General features: G+C 43.5%; 14 protein-coding genes. All 14 read right to left on the bottom strand.

Features of this window, described 5'->3' with window-relative positions:
• Nucleotides 1-10 precede the first annotated feature (10 nt).
• Nucleotides 11-1,735 (bottom strand): VirD4-like conjugal transfer protein, CD1115 family, encoded by a 1,725-nt coding sequence (locus ACYQ5K_RS09000; protein ID WP_154301185.1) that lies wholly within the window; start codon nucleotides 1,733-1,735, stop codon nucleotides 11-13.
• Nucleotides 1,736-1,758: 23 nt separating this feature from the next.
• Nucleotides 1,759-2,013 carry a DUF4314 domain-containing protein gene (locus tag ACYQ5K_RS08995; RefSeq protein WP_080543130.1) on the bottom strand — a complete coding sequence of 85 codons (255 nt, stop codon included), beginning with the start codon at nucleotides 2,011-2,013 and terminating at the stop codon, nucleotides 1,759-1,761.
• Nucleotides 2,014-2,053: 40 nt separating this feature from the next.
• Nucleotides 2,054-2,365 carry a hypothetical protein gene (locus ACYQ5K_RS08990; RefSeq protein WP_227408324.1) on the bottom strand — a complete coding sequence of 104 codons (312 nt, stop codon included), beginning with the start codon at nucleotides 2,363-2,365 and terminating at the stop codon, nucleotides 2,054-2,056.
• 83 nt (nucleotides 2,366-2,448) lie between these two features.
• A complete protein-coding gene (locus ACYQ5K_RS08985; RefSeq protein ID WP_227408323.1) occupies nucleotides 2,449-3,435 on the bottom strand; it encodes an ArdC family protein in 987 nt (328 codons plus the stop codon).
• Between the two features lie 5 nt (nucleotides 3,436-3,440).
• Nucleotides 3,441-4,247, bottom strand: coding sequence for a PcfB family protein (locus tag ACYQ5K_RS08980; RefSeq protein WP_004614511.1), 807 nt, complete (start codon nucleotides 4,245-4,247; stop codon nucleotides 3,441-3,443).
• 2 nt (nucleotides 4,248-4,249) lie between these two features.
• Nucleotides 4,250-5,539, bottom strand: coding sequence for a relaxase/mobilization nuclease domain-containing protein (locus tag ACYQ5K_RS08975; RefSeq protein ID WP_459777466.1), 1,290 nt, complete (start codon nucleotides 5,537-5,539; stop codon nucleotides 4,250-4,252).
• A gap of 6 nt (nucleotides 5,540-5,545) precedes the next feature.
• On the bottom strand, nucleotides 5,546-5,854 hold the full coding sequence (locus ACYQ5K_RS08970; protein ID WP_015513332.1) for a plasmid mobilization protein: 309 nt from the start codon (nucleotides 5,852-5,854) through the stop codon (nucleotides 5,546-5,548).
• Nucleotides 5,833-6,009: a DUF3789 domain-containing protein gene (locus tag ACYQ5K_RS08965; RefSeq protein WP_118463598.1), complete on the bottom strand. Its 177-nt coding sequence runs from the start codon at nucleotides 6,007-6,009 to the stop codon at nucleotides 5,833-5,835. Before ACYQ5K_RS08965 ends, ACYQ5K_RS08970 begins: the two co-directional genes overlap by 22 nt.
• A 138-nt stretch (nucleotides 6,010-6,147) precedes the next feature.
• The gene (locus ACYQ5K_RS08960) at nucleotides 6,148-6,471 is read right to left on the bottom strand and encodes a DUF7768 domain-containing protein (protein ID WP_015513330.1); all 324 of its coding nucleotides are present in this window, start codon (nucleotides 6,469-6,471) and stop codon (nucleotides 6,148-6,150) included.
• A gap of 81 nt (nucleotides 6,472-6,552) precedes the next feature.
• Nucleotides 6,553-7,356, bottom strand: coding sequence for a DNA-methyltransferase (locus ACYQ5K_RS08955; protein ID WP_446821219.1), 804 nt, complete (start codon nucleotides 7,354-7,356; stop codon nucleotides 6,553-6,555).
• Nucleotides 7,357-7,376: 20 nt separating this feature from the next.
• Nucleotides 7,377-8,123, bottom strand: a complete 747-nt coding sequence (locus ACYQ5K_RS08950) for a hypothetical protein (protein WP_128125101.1) — start codon at nucleotides 8,121-8,123, stop codon at nucleotides 7,377-7,379.
• 6 nt (nucleotides 8,124-8,129) lie between these two features.
• Nucleotides 8,130-9,107 (bottom strand): DUF3991 domain-containing protein, encoded by a 978-nt coding sequence (locus tag ACYQ5K_RS08945; protein ID WP_227408319.1) that lies wholly within the window; start codon nucleotides 9,105-9,107, stop codon nucleotides 8,130-8,132.
• Nucleotides 9,107-10,267: a methionine adenosyltransferase gene (gene metK, locus ACYQ5K_RS08940; RefSeq protein WP_164979694.1), complete on the bottom strand. Its 1,161-nt coding sequence runs from the start codon at nucleotides 10,265-10,267 to the stop codon at nucleotides 9,107-9,109. The genes ACYQ5K_RS08945 and metK overlap by 1 nt, the downstream gene beginning before the upstream one ends.
• A gap of 88 nt (nucleotides 10,268-10,355) precedes the next feature.
• Entirely contained in the window at nucleotides 10,356-14,720 is a 4,365-nt protein-coding gene (locus tag ACYQ5K_RS08935; RefSeq protein WP_459777465.1) for a SpaA isopeptide-forming pilin-related protein, read from the bottom strand.
• Nucleotides 14,721-14,740: the final 20 nt, after the last annotated feature.

Below are 14,740 nucleotides of genomic sequence, written 5' to 3'. Positions count from 1 at the left end.
CAAAAAACTGCTATTCACCAAGGATGTCTTCGGTAGACAGCAGTTCGTAGTCGTCTAATCTGTTAATGTCAATCTTTAGGTCGTCGTGAGCCAGTGGTGTTTTCGCATAATCATAAGGCGATGCACCACCGTCCTCTGTGTATCTGAAATTCACATGCTTTTTTAAATCATATTTATCGTCCATGATCGGACGCTCCCCACGAATAAACAAAATCGCTTTGCGGTTATCTAAAAGCCGTATTTCATCCGGTGTTAAAAGTTCCCTTCCAGTCTGCTGATAATTCACCGAATAGCTGCCGCTACGCCCTTTTGTCTGTCCGTAGGTATTGGTATCCAATGTTTCTTTTCCCAATAATTCCGAGACATACTTATGTCCTTCTTTTTCATTTCCACCCAGATATAAAAATTCATCGCAGTTGCCGATCAGACTCTCATACGAGTCTTTAAATAAGGCTTTCATCTGTGCGATATTCTGGATGATGATACTGCAGGAAATCCCTCTGGAACGCATGGTTGCCAGAATCTTGTCAAAATCATCCGGCAAGGCTACGTTTGGCCATTCATCCATAATGCAGTGTACCGGAATTGGAAGCCTTCCTCCGTACTTCCGGTCTGCTACATAATACAGTGTCTGAAACAGATTGCTGTAAATCATGCCGACCAGATAATTCATACTGGTGTCCGCATCTGGAATACAGCAAAACAGTGCCACTTTTTTCTCCCCGATGCTGTATAAGTCCAGCTCGTCTGTACAGGTCAGATTGGCAATCTGTTTCAGATTGAACGCTGCCAGACGGACACCAACAGAAATCAAAATAGATTTCGCAGTCTTGCCGGCCGCCTGCTTATAAATGGCATACTGCTTGACCGCAATACTCTCTGGGTCTCGCATTTCCAGTCTTTCAAACAAAATGTCCAATGGTGACTGGTAATCCTCATCATCTTCTTTGACCTGTGCGCTTCCAAGCATTTCCATGATCATCGGGAAGTTCTGTTCTTCTGGTGGAGCTTCATGCAACAAATACAGCATAAGTGCCTGTAAAAGTGCAGTCTCAGACTTCTCCCAAAACGGGTCTGAGCTCTGCGCTCCCTTCGGTGTTGTATTGCGGATCAGGTTATTAATCAGCTTCAGTACATCCTTATCATCCCGGACATACGCAAACGGGTTATAACACCAGGAAGTCTCCGGATTGATCAAATCAAAAACCCGGACTTCATATCCATTCCGTTCCAGAACACCTCCTGTTTTGCGCAGAAGTTCCGCTTTCGGATCTGTGATCACCATCGAGCAGTTGCACTGCATGATGTTCGGAATCGCATAGGTCCGGCTCTTTCCTGCCCCGGAACCTCCGACTACCAGCACATTTAAATTTCGTTTATGCTTATATCCATCCAGTCCCATGCGGAAATGCTGTGTCAGAAGCAGATTATTCGTGTACTGCTTTTCACAGTAACGTCTGCAGATTTCGGACACGTTGCCCCATTTTGCGGAACCATGTTCCACGCCTCTTCTATAATTTCTTTTTTGGGATTCATAAATACCAATGCCTAAGAAATAGGCTGCTGTGAATATCAGAATACATTTGAACGTATACGGTGTATACGTGATAAAAAACGGCTGTTCGAGTTTTTCGCTCAGCGTTTCTAAGATTTGAATAAAATTCTTATCTGGTGTAATGGCACAAGCGGTAATCGCTGCCGCCCACCAGACAAATGGCAGAAAGACAAGATACAGAACCCAGTCCTGCTTTTTTGTACTTATCTCTGCAAGTCAGATTCTCTTTTCTTGCGTGGCTTTTCTTCTGGATGTCCCTGTCCTTCTTTCTTATGAAAGGAATCCACTCCCGGTATCAGTGAGAGACTTCTGCCGTTGTCCCACTTAACACCGAGCTGGCCTGCATCATCCACATACTGCACAGTTCCTTCCAGTCCCTGCGGCATACCCGCTTCTCCGTCCATCGAATTCAGACAGATTCTTGTTCCTGCCGGATACTGTTCTCTAAGTCTTGCCACTTTTTCTCTTGAATAAATGACCAATCAACCACTCCTTTCTCTACCAGAACATGTGTCTGGTGGTATTCAGTTTTGCAACCTGAATAATGATTTTATCTATTCCATCACTATATCTTCCGGCTGCAAGATATTTACTTCTAAGCCTGTTCAGTGCCTTACGGATCTGCCTTTGTTCCCCGGCTGTAATCTGCAGCCGTTTCTGGGCGAGGTCGTATTCACTTACTTTTTTCAGAAGAGCTTTCGTTTCTTCCAAACATTCATCCTGCTCACTCTGTGCCTGCAGCTCATCATTCAGTGCCACCACGAACATATTTTTCATAATGTTATCCATCTTCAAATAGTATTTTGTCATCTGGCTGACCTCCTTTTTTTGTTACACCAACCATATCACAAGACCTCCGTAATAGCTACTCCAACCGTCCAACTTTTTCACTTTTATCGTTCCTGCTGGCTCTTTGCTTTTTTCTCTTTTCCGGATGCTTTTTCAGATGGTTTTTCATCCTTGGTTTCCGGTATTTTTACAGGGTCTCCGATTGCGAACTCATCGGTTATATACTCCTGTTCCTTTGCACCAAAATTGCGTTCGATATGGTTTCGTATACTGTAGGAAGCCTGACGGACATCATTTAAAAAGTCTCTCAGTTCCTGCGGATCTTTCTTTCCGCATTCATTCCTCTGTGCAATATACTCCAGATTGAATCCGGTAACATCCACACCATAACGTTTTGCAATCACATAGGCCGCACAATATGCCTGTGCGCTGACTTTCTGTCGGCTGTAGGTTCCGGTATGCTGATCCATCGCTGCACACGCCAGTTCTCTGTTCAGTGCATGGAATGTCGTTACTTCACTCATTCCGTTGCGGATATAAATGGTACGGTATCTCGGATTGTACTGGGCCTGCACTTTGTCTGGCAGATCATCCTCAATCTGCACACGTACCGACTGGTCTTTTAAGACAGTTCCTATCAGTTCTGTCAGACTTCGCTGAGGGCGTTCTTCCAATGGCTTTCCTGACATCTGACTGATGTCAAATCCTTTTCCGATCGTATACCCTCTCCGCATTTCACCGTCTTTTTCGTATTCAGTGGAAATCATATAAGTAATGCCATGCTCCCCTGCTTTTACTGAACGATGTTCTTCTCTCCAGCGTTCATAAGACCTTACCACCTTAAAATCTGGATGCTGTCCGTAGATCAAAAGCAGATTCGGTGTTCTCTGTGTATTACACTCTGCCATAAAGTCCAGAAAACCTTTCAGTTTTTCTCCATCCTGAAAAACTCCCTGTGCCTGTGAATCTACTTCAGCCCATACCTCTTCTCTTTCCTGCTGCTTCTTGGCTGCATATTCTTCCTTGGTCAATTTCTGTTCAGGAATCTGCTGTTCTTCCGTTCCACCTGAAATCATATCTGTTAAATCCATATACATTACCTTCCTTTCGTTTTCATATTCTTACGTTTCTTCCTGCTCTCTCTGGCATTTTTCCGTCTGTCCGGCCGTTTACGTTTCTCTTCCTGCTCCTTGCGGATATCTCCGAGTTCTTTCCGCACAGATGGTTTTTCATTCTTTTCTTCCCAGCTAGTTTCCCGACCGGAAGAAATATTTTTGTTGCGCGAGAAAGGTTCGGACGGATTCTTTGCTTTCCCCTCCTGCGCATGTGTAAAATTTCCCTCCGGGAAAGCCTCATCCCCGATCTGGAACATTTCTTCCGCATCATCCAGTTCAAATTCTATCTTGCCTTCCGGCAGGACAACGGTCTCTGTCCGTACATTCTCCCCGGTTTCTTTTTCCATCTGGTTCTCTGCCTTTTCCGGTGCATTCTCTTTTTCCACTGCTTCTGTAACCATAGAGCCTGATTCTGCTTTTACAAAATCCAGGTTCATGCGGTCTAATACCCGGTTCATCTTCGCTGCATCATCTGCAAATACCATGACCTCTGTCTGATCCGGATTCACCTTATCTTTGATGACAACATATAAGATACCTCTCGCTTTGGCTTCTTTCGCAAATTCTTTTAAGCGGTCACCCGGAACAGTAAAAAATTTCATCGGGCGCTGTTCCTTTAACATTCTGGTAAGTCTTGTTTTCCCTCTTGTCTTTTTCTGATCTTTCAAGGCGGCTGCAATAAAGATTGCCACATGCTTTGCCACATTTCCGGTAATCTTCAAAGAGTATTCCATTCCTTCCAAACTGTACCGCACCACCTGATCAGCCGGTTCTGCTCCATAATTCATACTTATCTCACCTCCTGACTCTTCTGCATTCTTTCTTTATCTTCCACACGTTTTTCATTCTGGCTCTGTTCTTCTGCTTCCTGAAGTCTCGCTTCGATTTCCAATGAATGCTTTTCAATCTGAACGGTCATACGGACTTCCTTGCGGAGTCGCTTCAGTTCCTCATTGACTTCGGACAATCGTTCTTCTCCTGTCTTGCTGCCCCCATTCCGATACAATCCTCTGCGTTCTTTCATAAGTTCCGCAATCTGCTTTTGCAATGGTTCTCGGTATGCGGCAAGCTGCTCTCTGGTTGTAATGTCATGTTTCATTAGAAATTCAATCTGTTCAATCCTGCGGTCCAGTTTCCGGATATCCTCTCTGACAGCGTATGGACTCCGTTTTGGTCTTTTTGGCAATACTCCCATCTGATATAGATAGGAATAATATAATGCCTGTATCCCGGTCATTTTCCTCTTTGGAGGAATCTGCACCGTCTTTTGATAGATGCGTTTTACTTTTGGCTGCAAGATCTGCCCACGTATTTCCTCTTCGGAATAGTTTTTTCCAAGAGAACGCAGACGGATATACCGTTCCATCCCCGGAGCTTTTAAAGAAATGTATTTCCGGTTCAGTTTCCATGTATATCCCCGCTTTTCCATCTCTTTTAGAAATTGTGACCAGGAGTAGCTTTCCTGTACCGATTCCCTGATATCCAAACGAATCGCCGTTCTCCATGTCGGCTTTCCTTCCTGTTCTGCTTTCCACTGTACATAAGGGATTGATTTTTTCTGATTGGATTCAATGATAGACAGACCATATTTTCTGCACAGGTCATCGGAAATCTTGCGAATTTCCGTATAATAACTCTTGGCATTACTATGGTACTTATGTCCGTCCACCATGCTTACAGAATTCCAGACAATATGATTATGATAATGTCTGGTATTAAGATGTGTTGTTATGACGGCTTCAAACTGTCCTTTTAAGAGCCGGTCTGCCAATTCCTGCCCGATGAGATGTGCCAGTTCCGGTGTCACCTCACCTTCTGCAAAACTCTGTACCAGATGATATCCTTCTACACCGCCCATCTTATGGAATCTCCTTTTCGTTGCCACCATATCTTCATACGCATTTTCATTGGTACATCCGATGGTATCTTCAAAAACCTCCTGTTCCGTTTTGGTCCGGTTCATGGCATAATCGATGGCAGCCTCCAGAGAGTCTGCTTTCTGTGTGGTTTTTTCTTTGTCTTTCACATATTCGATAGAACGGTCCAGGCGGTGGACGGGGATAACACTTGTATAAGCCATCCGGCATTACCACTCTTCCTTTACCAGATGCCATGTTTCTTTGGTAAGACGCAGCATTTCCTGAATGCTCTGCTCACTTGCCATTCCAGAAGCATTGGCAACATGAGCGAGCTGATTGGCATTGTTGCATAAGCCTGCAATCTTTCGGAGCAATTCGGGGTGATGCTCACAGGGCTTTGCATGCACCTGTGCTCCCAAAATCAACGAACGCATAAACTCTTCCCGGCTCAGACCGCTTCTTTCGACCTGCTCATTCAGTTCCCTGACTTCCCTTGCGTTAAGCCGTACAGGGATCACATGGTTTCGTTTTCGCATTGCATCACCGTCCCTTCTTTTTTCTCTTCCTCTTTCATCATACCGCCAAGATCCTCATCGGATTTTTTCGCTGCAACCATGCAACAGGTTACTACCACTCCTATAAATCCTCCGCTCATCAATGCGATTACAATCATTACTCCGTTTCTTAACATGACTTGATCCTTCCTTTCCATTTCCGTCTGTGTCTGGGGGATTGGGGTTCTCCCCAAAGTGCGTTTGGATATCCAAACGCTATGCTTGCAAAACGAGTACCGCCAGTCTCTGTATCACCCGGCATACCCGCCTCTGATTTATTTCGATTCTTTGATCTGTACCAGTCCATCAAGTGTCGTACAAATGATATGGAGTCTGTCTGCCATACTGATTTCTGTGTTCATCGTTCCTGTCACTTCTTTTCCGCATACAACGACCATCCGGCATCTCCGCAAAAGGATATGTGACATTCTTCCATATCCCTGCATATCTTCTGCATCGGACTCTTCCAAGAATGGTGAGAATACAAATCTCGGACAGATTGGTACATACCCAAGTTCATAGATTTTTCTGCAATATTTCTGCACTTTTACCCGGCTTTCTTCTGCTGAACAGCACACATAAGCCAGCGCCTGTTCCATACGCTCCATCTCCTTCCTGCATCCAGTTGGATGCCATGCATTTTCTCTATAAAAAACAAGATGTCCAATTGGACATCCCGGCTACTTTTCATCCTCTTTCTGCTCTGCTTCTAATGCAATTCTCACTCTGTCACTTCCCAGTTTGTAGTAGGCATCTGTTACCTCAATTCCCACTGCACGATAACCTGTCATAACCGCTGCAAGGACAGTCGTTCCTGCTCCGGCAAACGGGTCCAGGATCAGACCTCCCGGTTCGCAAATCTGAATGACATCTTTCATAAGCTGCAATGGTTTCTCTGTCACATGAATCCGGTTCTGCGGATTTCCATATCGGAAAACACCCGGCAGACAAGATACCGGACGGTTGATCGGCATCGGTCCGTTACTGCCCCACACAATGTATTCAGCCTGCTGGCGGAAACGGCCTTTCTGTGGACGGGAGTTTCCCTTATCCCACACCGCTGTTCCTCTCCAGATCCATCCTGCCCACTGCAATGCATCGGTAATCGATGGATACTGACGCCAGTCAATGAACAGGCAGATCGGAGCACCTTTCTTACAGGCTTTCCGCACATCATAAAGCCACTCAGCCATCCAGTGTGTCCAAGATCTCTGGTCTTTATTATCTCCATCGAAATCCGGAAGTGCATTCGCAGCACTCATACTGCTGTATTTCTGGTTTGTAGTACGATTTCTTTCATTCTGCTTTGTTCCACCGGACGCATACGGTGGATCGGTAATGACTGCATCAAAGATTCCCGGCTGGAATGCTTTGACCAGTTTTAATGTATCTCCATGTAATATTCTCCAGTTTTCCCCTTCGGCATATTCCTCTGGGTATATTCCCTCTTTCATAAGTTCTTCCAAACTCAGGTCATTTGTCATAGGCATCATCCTTTCTTTTCTCAGCGTTCCGGCTGATTTTTCTTCTTTGTCTTTTTATTTTCTTTTGGTGGTGGACTCAACTCGGTTTCCACATATTCACTGATAATCAAAAGTGCTTTGTAATAGTCCCCACTTTCCAATACCCTTTTACACATTTCTTTTGCTTCTGCTGTCTGTTTATTCTTTTTCAAAAGAGTTGAGGCATCGCCCATAATGGAAAAAATATTCCCATTATGTCCAAGGAGCTGTAACTTGGGACGTTGTTTCTCAGGCTTTGTCGGAATCTGCTCTGTTTTCTTCTCATACATTTTCGGCTGTTCTATATCAGGATGCCAAAAATGCACATTCAGCGTTCCTCCATCTACCTTGATATCCCTCTGCTCAAATCCTTCACCCCAACCGTCACTGTACTGTCCTGTAATGTATTCAGTGAATTCCTGTAGTTCTTCCTGACTTAAAAGTTCATTTAATTCCAGTTTGGTACATCCGTACAGGATTCCGTCTTTGTTTTCTATCGTAACAACTGCACTTTGTATCTTTCCCTGAATGGACTCACTTCCATCAAAATACTGCATGAGATCATCTTCCCCATAGCGTTTCAGTTCTTCTCTGATGACTTCTTCATAATCGGCAAGTTCTGTTCCATCTAACGGCATTCCATATTCATCACTCTCCGACCAATCTTCTTCCCATTCGGATTCTTCTGAATAAAGATTTCCAGTCAGCTCTGTCAACAGATGTATGTGTATCGTTCCTTTTTCTTCCATTCTCTATCACCTTCTTTCTAATGGTCTGTCCCTGCATTTATTTGCCTGCTTTTTTTCTTTCGCAAGGTCTGCATAATCTGCCCCTTCTTTTTCCGGCAGATTGCAAATAATCTGATACGTTCCCTCGTAATGCTTTTTCATCTGTTCTTTCGCCCATCTCCCTGCAAAGTCATTATCGGTACAGATTTCAATTTCTTTGATTTCCGGATGATTCTTCAGAAATTCTTCCAGTGCGTCCGGCGGCTTTTTAAAACGTTCACTCTGTATCTGTGCGTTTTCTTTCGGAGCAGCGATTCCCCCAAGGGAAAGACGATATTTATCCCTATTTCCCTCTTCCAGTGTCATGTGTGCCAATGCATCAATACATGCTTCATATACGACAACTCGCTTTGTTTCTCTTTCAGGTGGAATGCAAAAGCTGTACTTTTTTTCACTCCCGGTCTGCTCCATCTTGAATCCCTTCCCGTTTTTTTCATAGATTCCTCGCAGGAATGCATATCTTGCTTTTCTGGATTCATCTTTCCCAACAAAAACAGCGTTATGGTACGGGACACTTTCATAAAGGATTTCATGTGAAATACAATATGTGATCACTTCATCGCTGATTCCTCTGTGGTTTAAATAAGCCCTGATTCGTCTGCAATTACAATATCTCTCCGGCAGTTTAAATAGTGGTTTTTCCTTTTCGGCAGACTGTGTCGGAATAAAAGACGGACTCTCTTCGCACAGCAGTTTTACAGCATCTGTAAATTTCATTCCATCCACTTCAATCAGGAACCGCAGTGCAGACACTCCCCCGATATCTCTGGATTTCCAATGCCATTTACTCGACAATTCATTGATTTTAAAACTGTCATGGTCCGTCAACTGCCATTCATTTCTGGTTCTTGTCTTTTGCAGTCTCTGTGCCTGATGTGTTCGCAAATACTCATACGCAGTCATATTTTTTGCTGCCTGAATCTCTTCTTCTGTTACCCAAGGCATTACAGAATCGTATCCTGAAGAGCCAGTACCTTATCTGTCCGCTCCCAAGGAAACTCCTTTCTTCCAAAATGACCAAAAACTGCCGTCTGCCGGAAAATCGGACGATTCAATCGAAGGGATTCCATGATCTGAACGGGTGTCACTCCAAACACCAGTGGGATTGCTGCCGCCAGACAATCATCTGCACACACTTTTCCTGTACCAAAGGTATCTACCTCAATCATAACCGGTTCTGCTACTCCGATTGCATAAGCCAGAGACACCTGACACTTGCTTGCAAACTCAGCAGCTACTATATTTTTGGCGATATACCTTGCCATATAAGCCGCCGAACGGTCTACTTTCGAACAGTCCTTTCCCGAAAATGCACCGCCGCCATGCGGAATCATACTGCCATAAGTATCCACCATCAGCTTTCTCCCCGTCAGTCCGGTATCTGCATCAAACCCTCCACACACAAATTTTCCTGACGGATTAATCAGAATCTTCGTATCCTCATCCGGCGGCAGTAATCTGAGTGCTGAGCGAAGCACTTTCTCTCTAATCTCGGCATCTAACTTCTTCAGGCTCTTTTCTGCACCATGCTGGCAGGAAACAACAACACTTTCCAGTCTCACTGGTTTTCCATCTTCATATTCTACGGTTACCTGTGCTTTTCCATCAGAAAAGATATCTTTGATATATCCGCTTCTTCTGCAAGCCGAAAGTTCACGTGTGATCCGGTGTGCCAGAACAGTCGGCATTGGCATAAGCTGCGGAGTCTCATCGCACGCATATCCGACCATAACACCCTGATCTCCAGCTCCCCTGCTTCTGTCTCTTATCTTTGCACCAATATTATCCCGAAATTCTTTCGACACACTCACTGCTTTCGCAATATCTGGACTCTGCTGGTGTACAAACGTATCCATTTCTATCCCATCTGTACAATACCCACACTCTTCTAAAACTTTTCGGATCACATCAAACACTGGTGGTTCATATCCGCTGGTGATTTCTCCTGCTACAAACACATTTCCTCTTGTAGCAAGGACTTCACACGCCACTCTCGAAGATGGATCGTAACGCAGACATTCATCTAAGATTGCATCTGCTATCTGATCGCATACTTTGTCTGGGTGTCCTTCTGTTACTGATTCTGCTGTATAAAAACGTCTCATCATTCTTCTCCTTATATACAGACAGGGCAGAAGCTGCTTTATGCACATCTCCTGCCCTGTCAGATTGGTTTATCCTGTAATTTTTATTTTATTTTTCTTCTGTTTCTTTTTTGTTGTCTGTCATTTTTGACTTCTTTCTGCGGTATACAGTCACTCCTGTAGCTGTTCCAGCAGATGCCAGTGCAAGCAGAACAAACGCCCATATTTTCTGGTTATCACCTGTTTTTGGTGCATTTGTTTTTTCTGTTGTTTTCTCCGGTGTTCTGGCATCTTTCATTTCTACTTTCTGGACTTCCATTGTATCTTTCAATGTAAATGTGACATCTTCCGCAATCTCGTAACCATCCGGTGCTGTGATCTCACGCAGAGTAAGTTCTTCATTGACTGGGAGTTTTTCAACGGAATGTGGTTTTCCATCTGTAATCCACTCTTCCAGAACAGTTCCGTCTTTGCGGATAATCTGAAGCTTTGCCCCTTCCAGTTCTTTTCCGGTTGTAAGGTCTGTTTTTGAAATTTCCACTTTGGAATATTCATCTTTCATCTCAACCTTTGTCACACTGCCATCTTCTTTGACTTCAAACATCACATCGCTGGCAGACACATAGCCATCTTCATAAGGAGCCAGTTCCTCATGTAAGGTATAACTTCCTTCCGGCAGTCCGTAAATGACATGTTCTTCCTTACTGCTTACCCATTCTTCCACAACATTTCCGTCTTTATCAATGACCTGCAGTTTGGCTCCTTCCAGCTCATTTCCGGTAGTTGCATCTGTTTTTGTAATGCGTGTTTCTGTCGGCTGATTCTCAACTTCTTTGTTCAGTTCAATCTTTGCAAGATTCTGATTTTCGTAAGTTGCATCTACATTCCATACTTCCTCATTTGGAAGATATCCAGCTTTTCTGACTTCCTCTTTGACATAGTATTTTCCATGTGGAAGATCACTGTCGAAAGTAAGTGTTCCCTTTGCATCCGTTGCTTTCTTTTCCAGCAAGGTATCTTTCTCTACGAGAACCTCTCCCTGATTAGAAAGAATATCTTCTGCAGCATACAGTCCAAAAATAACACCTTCCAGCTTTTCGCCTGTGACAGAATCTTTCTTTTCTACTGATACGAAAACTTTCTGTCTTTCATTTTTATAGGTAACGCCTTCATAAACAACTGCCTGTGTATCATCCTCTGCTGTCAGGGTAAATTCTTTCTGTTCTGTATTTAGGACAAAATTCTCTCCTGCTACAACTTCTTTCAGATAATACGTTCCCAGTGGCAGATTGTTGATAACTGCTGTTCCATTTTCATCTGTAGTCAGTTTGGCTACCAGATCATCTTTCTCATAACGAACAACTGGATTTCCTTCTTCGTCCTTTGCTCCGTCCGGTGAATAGATGGTATCTTTGGCATATACTTCGAATTCAGCACCTTCTACTCCGGTTTCTTCATATTTAAAGCCTTTATAAATACCTGTTTCTTCTTTACCAGATACGGTATTTCTTACTTTAGAAACCAGTGCTTTTACTTTTGCCAGAACAGAATCTCCGGTTACTTCGGTAAGCTGTTCTCCCTTTTTCGTCAGGAGCAGGCTTCCTACCTGTTCGTCATTTTTCTGTTCTACTTCTACAATCGCAGCTCCTGTATCCGGATCAATCTGATGTGCAGTGTTTGAGGATACTGTAATTACAATACCATTCTGTGGATTTTCTTTATATGTTCCTTTTGTAGTCTGCTCTAATGGTGAAATAATCGTTGTTCCATCATACAGGGACTCTTCGCTTCCCTGTCTTACAAATCCTTCCGGTGCTTTTACTTCTTCGATTCGATAGGTAGCGCACTTCAGTTCCTGCGGTGTGATCAGATATCCTTCCTCATTTGTTTTGAATACACTGATCTTTTCTTTCTTCGGATACTGAACAACCTGTTCCACATATTTCTTATTTGTCACATCGTAAATCTTATAAGAGGCTCCGGCCTTTAAAACCGTATTTCCAGTCTGTGCATCCTTCTTTACGATTTTCAACAAAAATTCAAACGGACGGTCATCAAATACTCTCCACTGCATTGGTTCTCTGCTGTCATTTTCCACATTTACAACAAATGGATCAATGGTTTTCAGATTCTCCGGGGTAGTGCTTTCCACTACAACATAACTTCCATACGGCAGTTCCGGGCTGACTGCATATCCTTTGGTATCAGTGATCAGTTCCGGTACTGGTACGGCGGTTCCATTCTCATAAGTAACTGCAACCTGCTCTTTGCTGAAGTCATAATTCTTGAAATCACTTGCTGTATAGCTTTCTCCATTGGACGGTTTCAGTTTCCCATTTTTCACCTGTGTCAGGTCGCTGATCAGATATACCTTAAATCTTGCTCCTGCAACCAGGTCCGTTTCTGTCTGCTCTCCATCTTCACTGATTTTGATTAACTGGAATGCCTGTTTCTTTACCTGCTCTTTTACCGTAAGGTCTCTTGTCACTTCGGCAACATCCTGACCTTCATAAGTTACTGATACCTCATATTTGGTAGTATCCAGTGTATATCCTTCCGGTGGAGTGATTTCTTTTAGATACATTTCTCCAAGGTATAATTCTGAAAATTCCAGTGTTCCGTCATCTCCGATGACTCCCTGTGCAATCAGGCTGTCCTGTTTATACAGAACTCCTGTTGTGCCATCCGGATGCACGATGTCCTCTTTGGCATAAAGACCATACACCGCACCACGAAGAGCACTGTCCCCCTGCGCTTTAAATGCAAGTGTTTCTTTATCGATCTTTGCGATTTTTACTTTTCCGGTGACTCTCTCATCTGTTGCTGTTACATTCAATGTCTTTCCGGCTGCAACAGCCACTTTATATACTTCTGTATTCAGTTTATATCCTGTCGGAGCAGTGATCTCTTTTACATACACAGTTTTCAGTGCAGAATCAAAATAATCGCTGACTGCTTTTCCATCTCTTCCGGTTGCTGACATTGTCATCAGCAGGTTTTCACACTTCTTATCAGTATAAATACCATAAACTGCTCCTGACAGTAGATTCTGTGTATTGACATCTTTCTTCATAAGTTCAATGCGTGTCATATTCAGCCACTGTACACTAAAACTTACCGGAGCTGCTGTTTCACTTTCAAATACACCGATATCCTGCTTGGAATTTCCGGTTGTCAGCACCAGTGTTCTCCATGTCTTTCCGACAGAACCATATAAGTTGCCGGAAGCATAACTGCCTGTCAGTAATAAATCCGCAGACAGATAGAATGTATCTCCACCATAAATCTGGATTTTTCCATTTGTAACACTTGTTCCTTTGGAAAGATTATGTGCTGTCACATTTTCCGGTACACTCAATGTCACATAGTTTCTGTGATCTCCAGACAGTGTGATATTTGGTGTTTTCTGGATGTTTCCATCCCGTACTGCATTCAGCTTTGTGCTTGAAAGGCTCAGTTCACCTTTTGGCGGTTCTTCCTGTCCAAACAGATAATTGATATATGCGATAACCCCTGCATTTACAAGGTCATTATAATTACACCCTGTAAATCCGGCTTCTCCTGCATAAGCGTAGCTGGCTGCAATGTGTGTATACACATACTTTTCATCTTCCGTTTTTCCAGACAGATAACTTCCTGTCAGATCTCCTGCCCCGCCATAACCATAATAAAGGACTTTCTGTAGATTTTTATTGCTGTCCAGTACCTGTGCTACATAACTTCCACTCGGTGGGGATGCTTTCTGGGACTGAAGGCAGTATGCAATTTTCCCATTGACTGTAAACAGGCAAGTAAGATAATTTCCAATATAACTTGGATAATAAATAGTTCTCCCCTTTGTCAATGTAACTGTGGAACCGCTGCTTGTAGCTCTTTCAGCCGCAGACAATACCATCACATTTCCCTCTTCGATGTCCTCTTTCAGTTCTTTGACTGCCTGTGCAGATGCATCTTCTTCGGATGTTTCAATTTCTACATCTGTGTAGTTCTGCACAGGCGAATCCGAATCATCTTCAGATTCTGTATCTGACTTCTGTTTCTCTCCACCATTTTCTTCAGAATGTGCCTGACCTTCTGTATCCGTCAGAGTCACTTTCCGGGTGATGGTATAGCTGTCACTCTTATCTTTTGGAACGACCATATAAGTGGCAATATATGTTCCTGCTTTGTCAGAATGATACTCTCCACCATTCTCATCTTTGATACTTACAAGCGTAACATCTTCTTTTTCTGCATCATAATGGATTCCTTCCATACAGGTTTCCACCGCAAATGTTTCATCCGAAACCGCTTTTGTGATATCATCTGCTGTAACCGATGTATCTTTCTGGCTTGTTACCGCCTGTACTTCCGTCTGCTGTTCCGAGCCTGTCTGTTCGACCGCAAACGCATTTACACTGCTCAAGGTACTGATGCCCATCAGGACAGCCAGTCCAAAAGCAGCTATTCTGGTCTTTAATTTTCTAACCTTCATGTGCTTTTCCTTCCTAATTA

It is taken from the genome of Allocoprococcus similis (genome assembly GCF_054660775.1).
This window is presented reverse-complemented; position numbering and strand designations above follow the sequence as displayed.